The organism is Ideonella dechloratans (genome assembly GCF_021049305.1).
Classification (GTDB): domain Bacteria; phylum Pseudomonadota; class Gammaproteobacteria; order Burkholderiales; family Burkholderiaceae_C; genus Ideonella; species Ideonella dechloratans.
The window spans coordinates 2,850,939-2,870,344 of record NZ_CP088081.1; the positions used below are offsets into that span (position 1 = coordinate 2,850,939).

At 70.0% G+C, this 19,406-nt stretch carries 17 protein-coding genes; 15 read left to right on the plus strand and 2 right to left on the minus strand.

Features of this window, described 5'->3' with window-relative positions; genetic code table 11:
• The first annotated feature begins 4 nt into the window (after positions 1–4).
• The 8 genes from LRM40_RS13275 to LRM40_RS13310 all read left to right on the plus strand — a co-directional run bounded on the left by LRM40_RS13275 (position 5) and on the right by LRM40_RS13310 (position 9,170).
• On the plus strand, positions 5–1,015 hold the full coding sequence (locus LRM40_RS13275) for an ABC transporter permease subunit (protein WP_151121904.1): 1,011 nt from the start codon (positions 5–7) through the stop codon (positions 1,013–1,015).
• The gene (locus LRM40_RS13280) at positions 1,008–1,877 is read left to right on the plus strand and encodes an ABC transporter permease subunit (RefSeq protein WP_151121905.1); all 870 of its coding nucleotides are present in this window, start codon (positions 1,008–1,010) and stop codon (positions 1,875–1,877) included. Before LRM40_RS13275 ends, LRM40_RS13280 begins: the two co-directional genes overlap by 8 nt.
• Entirely contained in the window at positions 1,874–2,956 is a 1,083-nt protein-coding gene (locus LRM40_RS13285; RefSeq protein ID WP_151121906.1) for an ABC transporter ATP-binding protein, read from the plus strand. Before LRM40_RS13280 ends, LRM40_RS13285 begins: the two co-directional genes overlap by 4 nt.
• Positions 2,953–3,939 (plus strand): ABC transporter ATP-binding protein, encoded by a 987-nt coding sequence (locus tag LRM40_RS13290; protein WP_151121907.1) that lies wholly within the window; start codon positions 2,953–2,955, stop codon positions 3,937–3,939. The genes LRM40_RS13285 and LRM40_RS13290 overlap by 4 nt, the downstream gene beginning before the upstream one ends.
• A gap of 11 nt (positions 3,940–3,950) precedes the next feature.
• A complete protein-coding gene (locus LRM40_RS13295) occupies positions 3,951–4,475 on the plus strand; it encodes a CcdC protein domain-containing protein (RefSeq protein ID WP_170288753.1) in 525 nt (174 codons plus the stop codon).
• 85 nt (positions 4,476–4,560) lie between these two features.
• Positions 4,561–5,772: an efflux RND transporter periplasmic adaptor subunit gene (locus LRM40_RS13300; RefSeq protein WP_151121908.1), complete on the plus strand. Its 1,212-nt coding sequence runs from the start codon at positions 4,561–4,563 to the stop codon at positions 5,770–5,772.
• Between the two features lie 10 nt (positions 5,773–5,782).
• Positions 5,783–7,771 carry a MacB family efflux pump subunit gene (locus tag LRM40_RS13305; protein WP_151121909.1) on the plus strand — a complete coding sequence of 663 codons (1,989 nt, stop codon included), beginning with the start codon at positions 5,783–5,785 and terminating at the stop codon, positions 7,769–7,771.
• Between the two features lie 4 nt (positions 7,772–7,775).
• Entirely contained in the window at positions 7,776–9,170 is a 1,395-nt protein-coding gene (locus LRM40_RS13310; protein ID WP_151121910.1) for an efflux transporter outer membrane subunit, read from the plus strand.
• A gap of 9 nt (positions 9,171–9,179) precedes the next feature.
• Here LRM40_RS13310 and LRM40_RS13315 read toward each other — a convergent pair whose 3' ends face one another.
• Positions 9,180–10,655, minus strand: a complete 1,476-nt coding sequence (locus LRM40_RS13315; protein WP_151121911.1) for an aminotransferase-like domain-containing protein — start codon at positions 10,653–10,655, stop codon at positions 9,180–9,182.
• Between the two features lie 152 nt (positions 10,656–10,807).
• Between LRM40_RS13315 and LRM40_RS13320 the strand changes: the two genes are divergently transcribed.
• From LRM40_RS13320 to LRM40_RS13345, 6 genes are all read left to right on the plus strand, one after another.
• Positions 10,808–11,119: a DUF2917 domain-containing protein gene (locus LRM40_RS13320; RefSeq protein WP_151121912.1), complete on the plus strand. Its 312-nt coding sequence runs from the start codon at positions 10,808–10,810 to the stop codon at positions 11,117–11,119.
• 99 nt (positions 11,120–11,218) lie between these two features.
• Positions 11,219–12,115, plus strand: a complete 897-nt coding sequence (locus LRM40_RS13325; RefSeq protein ID WP_211372908.1) for an aspartyl/asparaginyl beta-hydroxylase domain-containing protein — start codon at positions 11,219–11,221, stop codon at positions 12,113–12,115.
• A 13-nt stretch (positions 12,116–12,128) separates the two neighbouring features.
• Complete coding sequence (locus LRM40_RS13330) at positions 12,129–12,515, plus strand: hypothetical protein (RefSeq protein WP_151121913.1); 387 nt, start codon at positions 12,129–12,131, stop codon at positions 12,513–12,515.
• Positions 12,516–12,552: 37 nt separating this feature from the next.
• Positions 12,553–13,644, plus strand: coding sequence for a 5'-methylthioadenosine/S-adenosylhomocysteine nucleosidase (locus LRM40_RS13335; protein WP_151121914.1), 1,092 nt, complete (start codon positions 12,553–12,555; stop codon positions 13,642–13,644).
• 38 nt (positions 13,645–13,682) lie between these two features.
• Entirely contained in the window at positions 13,683–14,690 is a 1,008-nt protein-coding gene (locus LRM40_RS13340; protein WP_231067849.1) for a purine-nucleoside phosphorylase, read from the plus strand.
• Positions 14,691–14,758: 68 nt separating this feature from the next.
• Positions 14,759–17,038 carry a TonB-dependent receptor gene (locus tag LRM40_RS13345; protein WP_151121916.1) on the plus strand — a complete coding sequence of 760 codons (2,280 nt, stop codon included), beginning with the start codon at positions 14,759–14,761 and terminating at the stop codon, positions 17,036–17,038.
• Positions 17,039–17,132: 94 nt separating this feature from the next.
• On the opposite strand, the gene LRM40_RS13350 is transcribed toward LRM40_RS13345, so the two are convergent.
• The gene (locus LRM40_RS13350) at positions 17,133–18,197 is read right to left on the minus strand and encodes an adenosine deaminase (RefSeq protein ID WP_151121917.1); all 1,065 of its coding nucleotides are present in this window, start codon (positions 18,195–18,197) and stop codon (positions 17,133–17,135) included.
• Positions 18,198–18,410: 213 nt separating this feature from the next.
• On the opposite strand from LRM40_RS13350, the gene LRM40_RS13355 reads away from it, so the two are divergent.
• Positions 18,411–19,403, plus strand: coding sequence for a BMP family protein (locus LRM40_RS13355; RefSeq protein ID WP_151122058.1), 993 nt, complete (start codon positions 18,411–18,413; stop codon positions 19,401–19,403).
• Positions 19,404–19,406: the final 3 nt, after the last annotated feature.

The window sequence follows — 19,406 nt, forward strand, 5'->3', positions numbered from 1 at the left end:
TCTGATGTTCCGCTTCCTCTGGCGCCGGCTGGCGCTCACCATCCCGACCTTCTTCGCGCTGATGTTCGTCACCTTCGTGGCGATCCGGCTGGTGCCGGGCGACCCGGTGGAGGTGCGGGTGGGCGAGCGGGGCATCAGCCCCGAACGCCTGGCCTACTTCCGCCATGAGCTCGGGCTGGACCAGCCCGTCTGGAAGCAGTTCCTGGACTATGTCTGGCAGCTGCTGCACGGCGATTTCGGCACCTCGCTGGCCACCAACCAGAAGGTGCTGACGGAGTTCATGGCCCTGTTCCCGGCCACGCTGGAGCTGAGCTTCTTCGCCATGCTCTTCGCGGCGGTCATCGGCCTGCCGGCCGGCGCCATCGCAGCGGCCAAGCGCGGCAGCCTCTACGACCAGACCCTGATGGGCCTGTCGGTCACCGGCTACTCCATGCCCATCTTCTGGTGGGGCCTGCTGCTCATCATGTACGTGGGCGAGCGCTGGGGCCTGACCCCGGTGTCCGGCCGCATCGACCTGATCAACTTCTACTTCGAGCCGGTGACCGGCTTCATGGTGATCGACGCCTGGCTCTCGGGCCAGCCCGGCGCGGTGTGGGACGCGATCCACCACCTGATCCTGCCGGGCGTGGTGCTGGGCACCATCCCGCTGGCCGTCATCGCCCGCATGACCCGCTCGGCCATGCTGGAGGTGCTGGCCGAGGACTATGTGCGCACCGCCCGCGCCAAGGGCCTGCCGGCCTGGCGGGTGGTGGGCCTGCATGCGCTGCGCAACGCCATGATCCCGGTGGTCACCGTCATCGGCCTGCAGGTGGGCGCGCTGATGGCCGGCGCCGTGCTCACCGAAACCATCTTCTCCTGGCCCGGCATCGGCAAGTGGCTGATCGAGTCGATCTCCCGGCGCGACTATCCGGCCCTGCAGGGCGGGGTCATGCTGGTGTCGGGCGTGGTCATCCTCGTCAACCTCGTGGTCGACCTGACCTACGGCCTCATCAACCCCCGCATCCGCCATGCGTGACACCCATCCCCTGGCGGACTTCTGGTTCGCCTTCCGCGAGAACCGCGGCGCCGTGGCCGGCCTGGCCGTGGTGCTGCTGGTGGTGCTGGCCGCCCTGCTGGCCCCGCTGATCGCCCCCTACGACCCGGACGCCCAGTTCCGCGACGCCATCCGCGCTGCGCCGTTCTGGGAGCCCGGCGGCAGCACCCGCTTCCTGCTGGGCACCGACAGCCTGGGCCGCGACCTGCTGACTCGGCTGATCTACGGCGCCCGAGTCTCGCTGTTCATCGGCCTGTCGGTGATGGGCGTGTCCTTCGTCATCGGCGTGCTGCTGGGCCTGGCCTGCGTCAGTTTCGGTCCGGTGGTGGACACCCTGATCACCCGCGTGATGGACCTCATCATGGCGGTGCCCAGCCTGGTGCTGGCCATCCTGGTCGTCGCCGTGCTGGGCCCCAGCCTGACCAACACCATCGTGGCGGTCACCATCGTCTACCTGCCGCGCTATGTGCGCCTCTTGCGCGCCTCGGCCCAGGCCGAGTTGGGCAAGGACTACGTGACCGCCGCCCGGGTGGCCGGCGTGGGCAAGGCCCGGCTGATGTTCCGCACCGTGCTGCCCAACTGCCTGGCCCCGCTGATCGTGCAGGCCGCGCTGGGCGTGTCCGACGCCATCCTCGAGGCCGCCGCCCTGGGCTTTCTGGGCCTGGGTGCGCAGCCGCCCACCGCCGAGTGGGGCACCATGCTGGCCGACGCCCGCGAGTTCATCCGTTCCGAGCCCTGGCTGGTCACCCTGCCCGGCCTGGCCATCCTGATCACCGTGGTCTCCATCAACCTGGCCGGCGACGGCCTGCGCGATGCACTGGACCCCAAGATGAGAAAAACATGAGCGCGCCCCTGCTGGACATCCGCGGGCTGTCGGTCAGCTTCGCCACCCGCCGCGGGCCCTTCCGGGCCGTGGACGGCGTGGACCTGAGCGTCGCCCCCAACGAGCTGCTGGCCATCGTCGGCGAATCGGGTTCGGGCAAGTCGGTGGCCATGCTGGCCATCATGGGCCTGCTGCCCTGGACGGCCACCGTCACCGCCGAGCGCATGGTCTTCGACGGCCAGGACCTGCGGGCCCTGAGCCCGCGCCAGCGCCGTGGTCTCTTTCGGCCCCCATGGTCGCTTCGCGCCCAGCCCCCCGAGGGGGTGCAAGCCGTCTCCGGGCGGCCGCGCAACGGCTTGATCGGCAAGGACGTGGCCATGGTGTTCCAGGAGCCGATGAGCTCGCTGAACCCCTGCTTCACCGTGGGCTGGCAGATCGGCGAGGCCCTGGCCCAGCACACCCCGCTGGGCCGGCGCGAACGCCAGACCCGCGTCATCGAACTGCTGGAGCAGGTCGGCATCCCCGACCCGGCCCGCCGCGCCCGCGCCTTTCCGCACCAGCTCTCGGGCGGCATGTGCCAGCGGGTGATGATCGCGATGGCGCTGGCCTGCAAGCCGCGCCTCCTGATCGCCGACGAGCCCACCACCGCGCTGGACGTCACCATCCAGGCCCAGATCATGGACCTGCTGCAGACCCTGAGACGCGACACCGGCATGGCGCTGGTGCTGATCACCCACGACCTGGGCGTGGTGGCCGAAGCCGCCGACCGGGTGATGGTGCAGTACGCCGGCCGCGTGGTGGAGACGCAGCCCGCCGCCACCCTCTTCACCCACCCGCACCACCCCTACACCCATGCCCTGCTGGCCGCCCTGCCCGAGCGCGCCACCGGCGCGCGGCTGGAGGCCATCGACGGTGTGGTGCCCGGCCAGAGCGACCGACCCGCCGGCTGCCTGTTCGCCCCGCGCTGCCGCTGGGCCAACGCGCACTGCCATGCCGTCAAGCCCCTGCCGGCCGATGCCGCGCTGGGCCGCGCCCTGTGCCACACCCCGCTGGACGATGCGGGCCAGCCCCTTGCGCTGAACCTGGAGAACGCCGCATGAGCGCCGCTGCTGAAACCGCCGCGCCGGTCCTCGAAGCCCGCGAACTCCAGCGCCTCTACCCCGTGGCCCGTGGCCTGTTCAAGCCGCCCGCCACCGTGCATGCGCTCGACGGCGTGAGCTTCTCGCTGCAGGCCGGCCGCACGCTGGCGGTGGTGGGCGAATCGGGCTGCGGCAAGTCCACCCTGGCCAAGCTGCTGACCATGATCGAAACGCCCACCGCCGGTCAGCTGCTGATCGACGGGCTGGACGTGGCCCAGGCCAATGGCGAGCAGCGCCGCGCCCTGCGCCGCCAAGTGCAGATCGTGTTCCAGAACCCCTACGGCTCGCTCAACCCGCGCCAGACCATCGGCCGCACGCTGATGGAGCCGCTGGAGGCCAACCACGTCGGCAGCCCGGCCGAGCGCGAGGCCGCGGCCCGCGCCATGCTGGCCCGCGTGGGCCTGCGCGAAGAGGCCTTCGGCCGCTACCCGCACATGTTCTCCGGCGGCCAGCGCCAGCGCGTGGCCATCGCCCGTGCACTGATGCTGCAGCCCCGCGTGCTGGTGCTGGACGAGCCCGTCTCCGCGCTGGACGTGTCCATCCGCGCCCAGGTGCTCAACCTGCTGGCCGACCTGCAGCGCGAGCTGGGCGTGGCCTACCTCTTCATCTCGCACGACCTGGGCGTGGTGCGCCACGTGGCCGACGAGGTGATGGTGATGTACCTGGGCCGCTGTGTGGAACGCGGCACGCGCGATGCCGTGTTCGGCCACCCGCGCCACCCCTACACCCAGGCCCTGCTCTCGGCCACGCCCACGGTGGACCCGGCCCAGCGCCGCACCCGCATCATCCTGCAGGGCGAACTGCCCTCGCCCATCGCCCGCCCCAGCGGCTGCGGCTTCCGCACCCGCTGCCCGCTGGCCTTCGAGCGCTGCGCAGCCGAGGTGCCGGTGCTGGAGGCCGGTGGCAAAGGACAAACCGAAGCCGCCTGCTGGGCCAGCACCTGAACCGAAAGCCGATGCCGCCCCACGCACACCTGCCCCCGCTGGCCATCGCCGGCATCGGTCTGCTCATCGCTTGGCGGATCTACAGCCGGGTGCGGCGCCTGGTGGGGCGGCAGCACTTTCGCCCGGTGCGGGCCTGGATGTCGCTGATCCTGCTGCCGCTGCTGGCCGCCGTGCTCTTGCTGGGCCTGGCGGTCCATCCGCTGCGGGCCGCCGTGCTGGTGGTGGGCCTGGGCGCCGGCGCGCTGTTGGCCCAGTTGGGCTTGCAGCGCACGCGCTTCGAGGTCACGCCCCAGGGACTTTTCTACACGCCCCATGCCCACATCGGCATCGCCCTGTCCCTGCTGCTGACGGCCCGCGTGGTCTACCGCCTGGCCCAGCTCTATTGGTTGCCCGAGCTGCTCGCCGAGTCGCCGGACCACTTCATCCGCAGCCCACTCACCCTGATGATCCTGGGCACCCTGCTGGCCTATTACGCACGCTATGCCTGGGGACTCATCCGCTGGTCCCGCTCCGTGGCGCAGACGCCCTCTCCCTAGCTTCGTGAAGCCCCTTCACAGAGCAGCAAAACCCCAGACCTGAGGCGCTGCGACAGTCGCGAGAACACTTCTCGTTCTCGTCCCCATGAAGCTCTCTTCCCCGCGCGCCCGACGCCTGGTCCTGGGTGCCATTGCGCTGCTGTTGATCACCCTGGGCGCGCGGTACATCTTCTTCCGCCGCCCGGCTCCGCCCTCGCTGATCACCGCGCCAGTCCAGCGCGCCGACATCGAGGACACCGTGCTGGCCAATGGCACGCTGCAGGCCTTCAAGCAGGTCAGCGTGGGGGCCCAGGTGTCGGGGCAGGTGAAATCGCTCAAGGTGGCCTTGGGCGACATGGTGAAGAAGGGCCAGCTGGTGGCCGAGATCGACTCGATGACGCAGCAGAACACGCTGCGCAACGCCCAGGCGGCGCTGGCCCAGGTGCAGGCCCAGCTGCTCGCTGCCCAGGCCACGCTGGCCCAGAACCAGCGCACCCTGAACCGCCAGCAGCAGATGCGCCGCAGCGACGCCAGCGCCCAGGCCGACCTGGACAGTGCCCGTGAAGGCGTCGAGACCGCGCAGGCCAATGTGGAGGCGCTGAAGGCCCAGGTCGAGGCCGCCCGCATCGCCGTGGACACGGCCCAGGTGAACCTGGGCTACACCCGCATCACCTCGCCCATCGACGGCCAGGTGGTGGCCATCGTGACCGAGGAGGGCACGACGGTCAACGCCAACCAGTCCGCACCGACCATCCTCATCGTCGCCCAGGTGGACACGATGACGGTGAAGGCGTCCATCTCCGAGGCGGATGTGACGAGTGTGAAGCCGGGGCAGAAGGTGTACTTCACCATCCTGGGCGAGCCCGACCGCCGCTGGGACACCACGCTGCGCAGCATCGAGCCCGCCACCGACAGCATCAGCTCCAGCAGCACCTCCAGCACCAGCAGCAGTTCCACCAACAGCACCACCAGCGCCACCGCCATCTACTACAACGGCAAGCTGGATGTGCCCAACCCGGACCACCTGCTGCGCATCTCGATGACGGCCACGGTGCACATCGTGCGCAACGCGGCGAAGAACGCGCTGACCATCCCCGCCGGCGCCCTGGGCCCGCGCGGCCAGGATGGCCAGACCCAGGTGCAGGTGGTGGGTCCGGATGGCCGACCCCAGCCGAGGAGGGTGAAGATCGGCATCGACAACAACGTGGCCGCCCAGGTGCTGGATGGCCTGCGTGAAGGCGAGCAGGTGGTGCTGGGCAACGCGGCCAGCGCCAGCAGCGGCAGCAACCAGCGGCGCATGGGCCCGCCGATGTTCTGACGCCGGCACCATGAGCGAACACACGCAAGCCGCCCCGCTGCTGGACCTGCGCGGCGTCAGCCGCGACTTTCCCGCCGGCGAAGGCACCCTGACGGTGCTGCAGGACATCGACCTGCAGATCCAGGCCGGTGAGATGGTGGCCATCGTCGGCCAATCCGGCTCCGGCAAGTCCACCCTGATGAACCTGATCGGCTGCCTGGACCAGGCCAGCCGCGGCCGCTACACCATCGCCGGGCGCGAAGTCGCCCAGCTCCGCCCGGACGAGCTGGCCGAGCTGCGGCGCGAGCACTTCGGCTTCATCTTCCAGCGCTACCACCTGCTGTCGGACCTGACGGCCCAGGGCAATGTGGAGGTGCCCGCGATCTACGCCGGCCTGCCGGCCGCGGAGCGCCACAGCCGCGCGCAGGCCCTGCTGCAGCGCCTGGGGCTGGGCGACCGCACCCAGCATGTGCCGGGCAAGCTCTCCGGCGGCCAGCAGCAGCGGGTGTCCATCGCCCGTGCGCTGATGAACGGCGGCAGTGTCATCCTGGCCGACGAGCCCACCGGGGCGCTGGACAGCGGCTCGGGCGAAGAGGTGATGCGCATCCTGGGCGAACTGCATGCCCAGGGCCAGACCATCATCATCGTCACCCACGACATGGGCGTGGCCCGCCACGCCGAGCGCATCGTGGAGCTGAAGGACGGCCGCATCGTCTCCGATGCGCCCAACACCCCGTCGCGGGCCACCGCCCCGGCGTCCACCCCGCGCACGCCACCGGCGCCGGCCCGTGACCAGACCCTGGCCCGCCGCTGGCGCGCCACCGCCGACAGCCTGGGCGAGGCCTTGCGCATGGCCTTGCTCGCCATGAACGCCCACCGCCTGCGCACCCTGCTGACCATGCTGGGCATCGTCATCGGCATCGCCTCGGTGGTGTCGGTGGTGGCGCTGGGCCGGGGCTCGCAGCAGAAGGTGCTGGCCAACATCGCCAACATCGGCACCAACACCATCGAGGTGTTCTCCGGCCAGGGCTTTGGCGACCCGCGCTCCGCCCGCATCCAGACCCTGCGCCCGGAGGACGCGGACGCGCTGGCCGAGCAGTCCTACGTGGACAGCGTGACGCCCAATGTGCAGACCTCGGTGACCGCGCGGGTGGGCAATATCGACGCCTCGGTCAACGTCACCGGCGTGGGCGAGCAGTACTTCCGCGTCAAGGGGCTGCAGATGGCCCTGGGCACGGCCTTCGATGCCGACGGCATCCGCCGCTACGCCCAGGTGGCGGTGATCGACGACAACGCGAAGAAGAAGCTCTTTCCCACCGGCGACCCGATCGGCCAGGTGCTGTTCCTGGGCAGCATGCCGGTCTATGTGGTCGGCGTCACCGCCAAAAAGGACAGTGCCTTCGGCCCCAACAGCGAAAGCCTGAACATCTTCGTGCCCTACACCACGACGATGCGCCGGCTGATCGGCCAGGGCTATCTGCGCAGCATCACGGTGCGGGTGGACGACTCGGCACCCATGGCCGCGGCCGAACAGGGCATCAACCAGCTGCTGGAGCGCCGCCATGGCCGGGTGGATTTCTACGTGCTCAACACCGACAGCATCCGCCAGACCATTGAAAGCACCACGCAGACCATGACCCTGCTGATCGCCTCGATCGCGGTCATCTCCCTGGTGGTGGGCGGCATCGGGGTGATGAACATCATGCTTGTGAGCGTCACGGAGCGCACCGCCGAGATCGGCGTGCGCATGGCCGTGGGGGCGCGCCAGCGCGACATCCAGCAGCAGTTCCTGATCGAGGCCGTGCTGGTCTGCCTGCTGGGTGGCGTGCTGGGCATCGCGGGGGCCCTGGGCTTCGGCGCGCTGTTCTCCCACTTCAGCCAGGACTTTGCGCTGTCCTTCTCGCCCACCGCGATGGGCGCTGCCTTCCTCTGCGCCACGCTGATCGGCGTCGTGTTCGGCTACCTGCCGGCCCGCAGCGCCGCCCGCCTCAACCCGGTCGAGGCCCTGTCCCGTGATTGATCCCATGGCCGCACGTTCACGCTTCTTCCCGCTCCAGGCCCTGACCCTGGCCACCCTCACGCTGCTGGCCAGCGGCTGCGCCCTCACCCGCACGCCCTACAGCGCGCCCGAACCAGCCGTGCCGGCGCAGTGGGACACCCCGAGCCCGGCCGCGGCCAGCATCGAACACTGGTGGACCCGCTTCGACGACCCCACCCTGAGCGCCCTGGTCGATGAAGCCCTGCGGCGCAACGCCGACATGGCCGTGGCCGCCCTGTCGGTGAAGCAGGCGCAGTTGGCCGCCGAGCTGGCCGACAACAACCGCTGGCCTGTGCCCAGCGCCAGCCTCAGCAGCAGCTCGCAGCGCGCCATCAACCCTGCCGGCACCCGCAGCCAGACCCACAGCGTCAGCGCCGGCGTGAGCTGGGAGGTGGACCTGTGGGAACGCCTGGCCGCGCTGAACGACGCGGCCCAATGGGAGGCCCTGGCCACCGAGCAGGACCGCCAGGCCACGGCCTTGAGCCTGGCCGGCACCGTGGCCGAGGACTACTGGCAGCTGGCCTACCTGAACCAGCGCGTGGCCAGCGCCCAGGCCAGCCTGGACTATGCGCAGCGCACGCGCGAGCTGGTGAAGGCCCAGTACGAAGCCGGCGCCGTCTCGGGCCTGGACCTGCAGCAGGCCGAACAGACCGTGCTGAGCCAGCAGGCCAGCGTCTCAGCGCTGGTGGAACAACGCTCGGAAGCCCGGCATGCGCTGGTGCTCCTGTTTGACCATGCGCCCAGCACGGCGGCCCTGGCCGGCCTGCTGCCGCAGGAGCCTCAGACCCTGCCAGACCGGCCGCTGCCCGCGGTGGCCGCCGGCGTGCCGGCCGAGGTGCTGGGCCGCCGCCCCGACCTGCGAGCAGCCGAACTGCGCCTGCGCGAAACCCTGGCCAGCAACGACGCCGCCGCGGCAGCCTATTACCCCACGCTGAGCCTGACGGGCGCCCTGGGCAGCAGCAGCAATGCGCTGAGCAACCTGCTGTCCAACCCGGTGGGCACGCTGGGCGCGGGCCTGACCCTGCCCTTCCTGCGGGTGCGGGAGATGCACCTGAGCAAGGCCAAGAACCAGGCGGCCTATGAAAGCGCGGTCATCGGCTACCGCCAGACCCTCTACAGCGCCCTGGCCGATGTGCAGAACGCCCTGAGCAACCGCGAGGCCCTGGCCCACCAGGGCGAGTGGCTGGCCGGCTCACTGGCCGCGGCCCGACAGGTCGAGGCCCTGACCGAGGTGCGCTACCGCCACGGCGCGGTGGCGCTCAAGGACTGGCTGGACGCGCAGGAGCGCCGCCGCACCGCCGAGGTGGCCCTGGCCGAAAACCAGCTGTCCCGTCTGCAGAACCAGGTGACGCTGTACCAGGCGCTGGGCGGCGGGGTGTGAGCCGGTTGCTCAGTCCGTCGCCAACCGGGGCGACTCGGCCGAGCCCTGGGCGGCCGGTGCCTGCGCCAGCCCGCAGGCCAGCGCCCCCACCCGCTTCAGGCCGGCGCGCTGCGCGTCGTCCCAGCGCCCGCCCACGCCCAGGCGGACGAAGCGACGGTAGCGGTCGGTGGCGCTGAACATCACGCCCGGCGCGATGCAGATGCGTTCGGCCAGGCAGGCCCGGTACAGGGCCATCGAATCGACGCCCTCGGGCAATTCCACCCAGAGGATGTAGCCGCCGGGCGGGTCCGTCACCTTGCTGCCCTTGGGAAAGTGGCGGGCGATCAGGTCGCGCGCCTCGTCCACCCGGGCGGCGATGGTGCTGCGCAGCGCCCGGTAGCCCGCCTCGATGCCGGGCTGGGTCAGCAGATCGGCCAGGGCGCGCTCCAGGATGACCGCCTGCCCGCCCGAGGTGGTGGCCTTCATGCGCGAGAGCTTGTCCTGCCAGCGGCCCGGCGCCACCCAGCCCAGGCGCAGGCCCGGGGCGATGGTCTTGCTGAAGGAACCGCACAGCATCACATGGCCGCTGGGGTCGAAGGAGGCCACCGCGCGGCGCTTGTCCTCCTGCTCGACCAGGTCGTTGTAGAGCACGTCTTCGATCAGCGGGATGCCACGCTCGGCCACCATCTGGGCCAGGCGCTTGCGCTCGGGCAGCGGCATGCAGGCCCCCAGCGGGTTGCTCAGCGTGGGCACGATGAGCACCGCCTTGACCGGTTGGGTGTCGAAGGCCAGCTGCAGCGCGTCGACCGACATGCCGGTGCGCGGGTGGGTGGGGATCTCCAGCGCCTTCAGATGCAGGTTCTCGACGATCTCCAGCAGGCCGAAATAGGTGGGCGACTCCAGCGCCACCACGTCGCCCGGCTTGGTCACGGCTCGCAGGCACAGGCTGATCGATTCCAGGCAGCTGTTGGTGATGACAATGTCCCTGGCCTCGTAACCGCAGCCCATGCGCAGGGTGTGGCGAGCCACCGCCCGACGCAGGGATTCGTCGCCCGGCCCCAGCGGGTACTGGCACAGCGTGCTGCGGTGGCGCTGGGTGGCGCGGCTGACGGCCCGCCGCACCCGCTCCTCGTCGAACAGGTCGGCCGTGGGGCAGGCGGCGCCGAAAGAGATGTGGTCTTCCGTGGTGGCCAGGCGCATCACCTCACCGGCCAGGGCGCTGACGTCCACGTCCAGCGAGGCGACCGGCGGCCGCGAGGGCTCGGGTTCCGGCAGGCGGCGCGGCCGCGCCGCCACGAAGTAGCCCGAGCGGGCCCGCGCCTCGATCAGTCGGGCGTCCTCCAGCGTGCGGTAGGCCTGCACCACCGTGGCCAAGGACACCCCGCGCGCACGGGCCAGCTCGCGCACCGAGGGAATGCGCTCGCCCCGGGCCAGCGTGCCGGCCCGGATCGGCCCGGCCAGGGATTCGGCGATCTGCAGGTACAGGGTGTCGGCAGCGGTGTTCATGGATCGATTCTGTATGGGTCACCCCTGCGCGAACCAGTACAGATGAGCCCGAAGCGGACCAGCACAGCCGCGCGAAAGGCGGGGGTGTGGCCCCCGCACTGGCCCCTGTCTGTGGCTGGGCCGATGCACAGCAGCCCCCTACCGTGGAGGCCATGAACACGCTGCCCCTCTCCCCGCTTTCCGCCCTGCGGCGCGACCGCAGCCCCCAAGCCGCCGCGCCCCGCCTGCCGCTGGAGCTGGGCCCGCCCACCGTCGCCCTGGCGCCCGGCGAGGTGCTGAGCCGCCGCGGTGTCGCCGGTGCCCGTCTGCGGGTGCTGGCTGGCCGGGCCTGGGTGACCGAAGCCCATGACGCGCAAGACCATGTCCTCGAAGCGGGTGACATCCACACGGTGCGGGGAAGCGACCTGCTGGTGGTGGAGGCCCTGGGGCCCGAGGTGGCCGTGCTGGCCTGGCAACTCGCTTGAAGCGGGCTTGACCTGACATGCCCCTGGAATGCGGGGGGCGGCTAATATGCCGCTTTTACGCTCCGAAACGTGTCACTCATGGAAGCTTGGATGCCCCCGCTGCGCTACTGGGTCCTGGCCATCTTCGTCGCCTCGGCGCTCTACGCCCACTTCCGCGGCAAGGTGCGCTTCGGCCTCGTGCGCGCGCTGACCGACTTCACGGTGCTGCTGGCCCCGGTCAATGCCCTGCTGTACCTGGGCTCCAAGGTGCCGGCCAAGGCCTTCCTCGAGCCCAAGGACTTCCCGGATCTGAAGCCGCTGCAGGACCACTGGCAGGAGATCCGTGAAGAGGCCCTGCGCCTGAACGACGAGGGTTTCATCAAGGCCGCCGAGGGCTACACCGACATCGGTTTCAACTCCTTCTTCCGCACCGGCTGGAAGCGTTTCTACCTGAAGTGGTACGGCGACGACCTGCCCTCGGCGGCCAAGCTCTGCCCGCGCACCGTGGAACTGGTCAACCAGATCCCGGGCATCAAGGCCGCCATGTTCACCTCGCTGCCGCCCGGCGCCCGCCTGGTGCGCCACCGCGATCCCTTCGCCGGCTCCATCCGCTACCACCTGGGCTTGGTCACCCCCAATTCGGACGACTGCTTCATCGAGGTGGACGGCGAACGCCGCTCCTGGCGCGATGGCGAGCCGATGATGTTCGACGAGACCTACATCCACTTCGCCGAGAACAAGACCGACCACCAGCGGGTGATCCTGTTCTGCGACGTGGAGCGGCCGGTCTACACCGCGCCCCTGGCCTGGTTCAACCGCTTCTTCGGCCGCATCGTGCTGAACGCCGCGCGCACCCAGAACGTGGAAGGCGAGTCGATCGGCATGGTCAACAAGATCTTCGCCCACGGCTACAAGCTGCGGCTGGCCGGCAAGGCGCTGAAGGCCAAGTCCCGCCCCACCTACTACGTGCTCAAGTGGGTGGCCATCCTGGGCGCGCTGTACCTGATCTTCCGCTGACCCCCGCCCGGCCGTGATCGCCCTGCTCTGGACCGTCACCGCCCTGGGCCTGGCGCTGTGGAGCGGGGCCGTCTGGGCACTGTGGGCACTGCTGAGCCACGACCCGAACTGGGTGGGCGGCTTGCGCGAATGGCTGGATGCCAGCCCCGCCGCCGGCTGGTTGGACCACTGGCTGCCCGGCTGGGACGCCCTGCTGGCCGCCATGATCCAGGTGCTGCAGGCGGTGCTGCGCGGGGTGTCCGCCTGGATCCCATGGCTGCTGGGCGCCGTCTGGGCGCTGGGCAGCCTGCTGACCCTGACCCTGGCAGGGCTGATGCACTGGGCCATCCGCATCGGCAGCCGCCCCCCCCGCCCCACGGTTCCGGGCTCCGCCGCCACACCGCCCCCGAGCGCCGGATGAGTGCAGCCGGGCACCGCATTTGCTTGCCCGCTGCACCATGAACCTTTCCCACCGATTCCCCCTTGCCGTCCAGGCCGCCGCGGCGGCTTGTGCCGCCCTGCTGCTGGGGCTCGCCGCCCCCGCCGCCCAGGCCGCACCAACGGCCACATCGACCCGCCCCGCGGCCGCCACCTGCCTGAGCGACTGCACACCCCGCATCGGCATCGTCTCGGCCTTCGGGGCCGAGGCCGACCTGCTCCTGGCGCGGCTGCAGCACCCCAGGACCTGGACGATCACCGGCAAGCGCTTCACCACTGGCGAGCTCGAAGGCCACCGCGTGGTGGTGGTGCTCAGCGGGGTCAGCATCGTCAACGCCACCCTCACCACCCAGCAGCTGCTGGACCATTTCCGCATCGACCGGCTGGTGATGAGCGGCATCGCCGGCGGCGTGAACCCCGCCAACCATGTGGGCGATGTGACCGTGCCCGACCGCTGGGCCCTGCCGCTGGAGACCTTCTGGAACGAGAGCGACACCCTGCCCGCCCCCTGTGGCAAAACCGGTGACCTGAGCTGCCTGGGCCTGGCCCTGGCCGCGCCGGACGGCCAGCCCCTGCCGCCCTTCCAGCACCAGTTCCCCCGCGGCACCTACCTGCTCAACGCGGCCAACGCGCCGCAGGGCGAGTACCGCTTCGACTACCCGGTGGACGCCGCCATGCTGGCCGCCGTGCGGACGCTGCAGCCCCGCCTGCAACGCTGCGGCCCCAAGGCCCGGCAGCCCGACGGCTCGGTGGACGAGAAGCTCTGCGTGAAGGAGCAGCCACGCCTGCTGGTGGGCGGACGCGGTGTCTCGGGTCCGGTCTTCCTGGCCAATGCGGAATACCGGGAATACCTGTTCAAGCACCTGCAGGCCCAGACCTTCGAGATGGAGACCGCCGCGCTGGCCCATGTGGCCGCGGCCAACCAGGTGCCCTACATCGCCTTCCGCTCGCTGAGCGACCTGGCTGGCGCCGAGGGCTTCAACGCCGACGTGGGCGCGCTGTTCGCCAGCGGCCTGGCCGAAACCAACGAGGCCGAGGTGACGCTGTCCTTCCTGCGCGCCTGGCAGTCGCCCGTCACGACCGTGAAGCACAAGCGCGGAGGTGCCCGATGAGCTGGTTCCTGCACCGCGCCACGGCGCTCTTGGGCACGATGCTGCTGAGCATCGGCCTGGCCCAGGCCCAGACCGCGCCGGCCCCCCCCCGCCCGGTCAAGGTCCTGGTCATCTCCATGTTCGGCCCCGAGGCCGAGCCCTGGATCCAGCCCTTCCAGCTCACCGAATCCATCCCGGTGCCCGGCCTGTCGCCGGACTACCCGGCCCTGCGCTGCAACGCCGACGACGTCTGCCTGCTGACCACCGGCATGGGCCACGCCAACGCCGCGGCCTCGGTGCTGGCCGTGACGCTGGACCCGCGTTTCGACCTGCGCAAGACCTGGTTCCTCGTCGCCGGCATCGCCGGCATCGACCCGGCCCAGGGCACCCTGGGCAGCGCCGCCTGGGCCCGCTGGCTGGTCGACTCGGGCATTGCCCACGAGATCGACGCCCGCGAGATGCCCAGGGGCTGGAGCACCGGCTACTTCGGCGTGCTCACCCCCGGCCCAGGCATCAAGCCGAAGCTGGAGTACCGCACCGAAGTGGCGCGGCTGGACGATGCGCTGGTGAACAAGGCCCTGGCCCTGAGCCGCGGCGTGCCACTGGCCGACAGCCCGCAAGCCCAGGCCTACCGGGCCCACTACCCCAAGGGCAGCCCCGCCACCCGGCCGCCGGCCGTGATCCAGTGCGACACCCTGGGCGGCGACACCTGGTGGCACGGCCACCGCCTGGGCCAGCATGCCCGTGACTGGGTCCAGCTGATGACCGATGGCCAGGGCCGCTACTGCACCACCCAGCAGGAGGACAACGCCAGCTACAACGCGCTGGAGCGCGCCGCGGCCGCCGGCAAGGTGGACCTGAAGCGTCTGGCCGTGCTGCGCACCGGCTCCAACTTCGACCGGCCCTACCCGGGCCAGACGGCCCAGGCCTCGCTGCAGGCCTCGACCACCGGGGCCACCGGCGGCTTCGTGCCCGCCACCCAGAACCTGGCCCGCGTCGGCGGCGCCCTGGTGCGCGACATCGTGGCCCACTGGGACCTGTGGAAGGACGGCGTGCCCGCCCCGTGATGGGGCCGGGGTGATGGCATGTCGGTTGCTACGCAAAGGGGCATAACAACTTTGCGTCGCAGCAAGACATGACCACACGTCATCACCCCGCCGCCCACCACGCGGCACAGCCCCATCCCTCCCGTCCTTCGTTGTTGAGCCTGGCCGCCCTGGCGGCCCTGCTGCCGGCCACCCCGGTGTGGGCCCAGGACGCCACGGCCGCCACCGCGACCGAGGCCGGCAAGCTGACCACCATCACCGTGACGGCCGAGCGGCGCGAGGAAAACGCGCTGGAGGTGCCCATGGCCATCACCACGCTGCGCGGTGAGGCCCTGGACACGCTGAACGCCAGCGGCGAGGACCTGCGCATGCTCTCGGGCCGGGTGCCCAGCCTGAACATCGAATCGTCCTTCGGCCGGGCCTTCCCGCGCTTCTACATCCGCGGCTACGGCAACACCGACTTCCGCCTGAACGCCTCGCAGCCGGTGTCGCTGATCCTGGACGACATCGTGCAGGAGAACCCCATCCTCAAGGGCTTCCCCATCTTCGACAGCGAAGGCGTGGAAGTGCTGGCCGGCCCGCAGGGCACGCTGTTCGGCCGCAACACGCCCGCTGGCGTGGTCAAGTTCGACTCGGTCAAGCCGCAGAAGACCTTCGGTGGCTACGCCAGCCTGGGCTATGGCAGCTATGGCACCACCAACCTGGAAGGGGCCGTCAACGTCCCGATCGACGCGCAATGGCAGTCGCGCATCTCGGTGCAGTCGCAGCACCGCGACAACTGGGTGACCAACGAAGCCCCGGTGACCCAGCAGACCCACAAGCTCGAGGGCTACGACGACAACGCCGTGCGGGCCCAGCTGCTGTACGGCGCCGGCACCGACTTCTCGGCCCTGTTCAATGTGCATGCCCGCAACCTGGACGGCAGCGCCCGCCTGTTCCGCGCCAACATCATCCAGCCCGGCACGAACGACCTGGTGGACGACTTCGACATCAAGAAGGTCTACCTGGACGGCAAGAACGAGCAGAAGCTCAGCAGCACCGGCGCCAGCGCCCACCTGACCTGGGCCTTCAGCGGCTACAAGCTGCACTCGATCACCGGCTTCGAGAAGGTGCACTCGTACAGCCGTGGCGACGTGGACGGCGGCTACGGCGCCTCCTACGCCCCCTCCATGGGCCCGGGCACCATCCCCTTCTCCAGCGAAACGGCCGACGGCCTGCGCGCCCACCAGCAGTGGACGCAGGAGCTGCGCGCCGAATCCACCGCCGCCGGCCCGCTGAGCTGGCAGGGCGGCCTGTACTTCTTCCACGAGAAGTACGACATGGACGCCTACAGCTACGACTCCGTCTTCGCGGGTGGCGCGCAGACCGGCCTGTCCACCACCACCCAGAGCAACAACTCCTGGGCGGCCTTCGGCTCGGTCAACTACGCCATCGCGCCCGACCTGAAGCTGCGCGCCGGCCTGCGCTACACCCACGACTGGAAGAAGCTCAGCACCGACCCGGGCGATGTGGCCGTGGACGACAGCGCCGGCCTGAGCGGCACCGTGTCGGGCAGCAAGGTGACCGGCGACCTGGCCGCCACCTGGTCGGTCAGCAAGGGCACCAACCTGTACGCCCGCGTGGCCACCGGCTACCGCGGCGCCAGCATCCTGCCGGCCTCGGCCTTCAATCCCCTGTCGGACGCCGCGCCGGAGACCAACACCTCGTATGAGGCGGGTGTGAAGTCCGAGCTGTTCGACCGCCGCGCCCGCATCACGGCCGACGTCTTCCACTACGACGTCAAGAACCAGCAGCTGACCGCCGTGGGCGGGGCCAGCAACTCCACCCTGCTGCTGAGCGCCAAGAAGTCCATGGGCCAGGGCTTCGAGATGACGCTGGACGCCTACCTGAGCGACAACCTGCTGCTGAACCTGAACGGCAGCGTGAACACCACCAAGATCAAGGACAAGAACCTGGTGGTGGCCGGCTGCGCCATGTGCACGGTGACCGACCCGGCCGGCACGGTGGCGGGCACCTACCACATCGACGGCAACCCGCTGCCGCAGGCACCCAAGTACGTGGCCAACGCCAACCTGCGCTACAGCCTGCCCATGGCCGACGGCAGCGAGTTCTACCTCTACACCGACTGGACCTACCGCAGCAAGATCAACTTCTTCCTGTACGAGTCGGTGGAGTTCACCGGCAAGCCCCTCACCCAGGGTGGCCTGCGCCTGGGCTACATCTGGGGCGATGGCAAGTACGAGCTCGCCGCCTTCAGCCGCAACATCACCAACAAGGTGGTGGTCAACGGCGCCATCGACTTCAACAACCTGACCGGCTTCGTCAACGAGCCGCGCACCTTCGGCGCGCAGTTCAAGGCGATGTTCTGAGCGTTCCGAGCGGACCGGTCATCAGGGCCGGCTCCGCACAAGACAAGGGCCTGCAGCCTCACGGCGGCAGGCCCTTTTTGCGTGTCGTCCTGATTCAGGCCGCCGCGGCGACGAAGGCCTCGTTGAGCCGCGCCGACCAGCCCGCACGCTGGTCGGCCGAGACGAAGCTGGCCTCGAAGCTGTTGCGGGCCAGCACATAGGCCTCATTGGCGCCGAGGCTCGGCATGGCCTCGAAGCAGGCCAGGTAGTTGGCGTTGAGGTAGCCGCCGAAGTAGGCCGGGTCATCGGAGTTGAGCATGGCGACCAGACCGTGCGAGAGCAGCTGCGGCAGCTGGTGATCGGCCAGGTCCTTGACGCCGCAGAGCTTCAGGTTGGACAGCGGGCAGACCGTCAGCGGGATGCGCTCGGCCGCCAGCCGGTCCATCAGGGCCGGGTCCTCCACGCTGCGCACGCCGTGGTCGATGCGCTCGACCTTCAGCACGTCCAGCGCGCCGGCCACATAGGGCGGCGGGCCCTCCTCGCCGGCATGGGCCACGCGGTGCAGGCCCAGCTCGGCGGCCCGGGCGAAGACGCGGGCGAATTTCTCCGGCGGGTGGCCGCGCTCGGAGCTGTCCAGGCCCACGCCGATGAAATAGCTGCGCCAGGGCAGCGCCGCCTCCAGCGTGGCCAGCGCATCCTCCTCGCTCAGGTGGCGCAGGAAGCACAGGATCAGCTTGGCGCTGATGCCCAGTTCCTGATGCGCCCGCTGGCAGGCATGGTGCAGGCCCAGGATGACCGTCTGCATCGGCACGCCGCGCGCGGTGTGGGTCTGCGGGTCGAAGAAGATCTCGGTGTGAACCACGTTCTCGGCCGCGGCCTTCTCCAGGTAGGCCCAGGCCATGTCGAAGAAGTCCTGCTCCTTCAGCAGCACGCTGGCCCCGGCGTAATAGATGTCCAGGAAGCTCTGCAGGTCGGTGAAGGCATAGGCCGCACGCAGGGCCTCCACGCTGGGGTAGCTCAGCGCCACGCCGTTGCGCTGGGCCAGCTTGAAGATCAGCTCGGGCTCCAGCGAGCCCTCGATGTGGATGTGCAGCTCGGCCTTGGGCATGGTGCGCAGCAGCGCGGGCAGGCGGTCGCGGCCGATGCGGTCAAAGGCGATGGCAGGCAGGGCAGCGGTCATCGGCAAACTCCAGAAAAGGCGCCGGCCCCCGGGGGGCTCGGCAGGACAGGTCGGGCGATGCAGGTCCCGTACCACATGGCCGGCATTCTGGCCCCAAGCCGGCCGGCCGCATCGGGTGGCACATGACTTGCACCAAAGTGGTCCGCATGGCACCGTGCACACTGCCTCGGTGCATCGCCTTTCGTTCAACCCGTTCATTGGAGATTGATGAAGATGACCTCCCGCCGTTCGCTGCTGGCCTGGGCCGGCTCCCTGGCGCTCGCCACCCCGGGTCTGGCCCTGGCGGCCGACACCAAGATCAAGGTCGCCGCGGTCTACACCGTGCCCTTCGAGCAGCAATGGGTGAGCCGCATCCACAAGGCCCTGAAGGCGGCAGAGGCCCGCGGCGAGATCGAATACAAGGCCACCGAGAACGTGGCCAACGCCGACTACGAGCGCGTGATGCGCGAGTACGCCACCGGCGGCGCCCAGCTGATCCTGGGCGAGGCCTTCGCGGTGGAAGCCGCCGCCCGCAAGGTGGCCAAGGACTTCCCCAAGACCGCCTTCCTGCTGGGCAGCTCCGGCAAGCCGCAGGCGCCCAACTTCGCGGTGTTCGACAACTTCATCCAGGAGCCCGCCTACCTGAGCGGCATGATCGCCGGCGCGATGACCAAGACGAACAAGATCGGCATGGTCGGCGGCTTCCCCATCCCCGAGGTGAACCGCCTGATGAACGCCTTCATGGCCGGCGCCAAGGAGACCAACCCCAAGGTCAGCTTCACCGTCAGCTTCATCAACAGCTGGTTCGACCCGCCCAAGGCCAAGGAGGCCACCTTCGCGATGATCGACAAGGGCGCCGACGTGCTCTACGCCGAGCGCTTTGGCGTCAGCGACGCGGCCAAGGAAAAAGGCAAGCTGGCCATCGGCAACGTGATCAACACCCAGCCCCAGTACCCCGACACCGTGGTGGCCTCGGCCCTGTGGAACATGGAGCCCTCGGTGGACCGTGCCATCAAGTTGGTCAAGGAAGGCAAGTTCGCCGCCGAGGACTACGGCATCTACTCGACCATGAAGTACAAGGGCTCGGAGCTGGCCCCGCTGGGCACCTTCGAGAAGAAGGTGCCGGCCGACGTGGTCGCCAAGGTCAAGGCCAAGGAAAAGGCCATCCTGGCCGGCAGCTTCAGCGTCAAGGTGGACGACAGCCAGCCCAAGTCCAGCGCGCAATGAGTC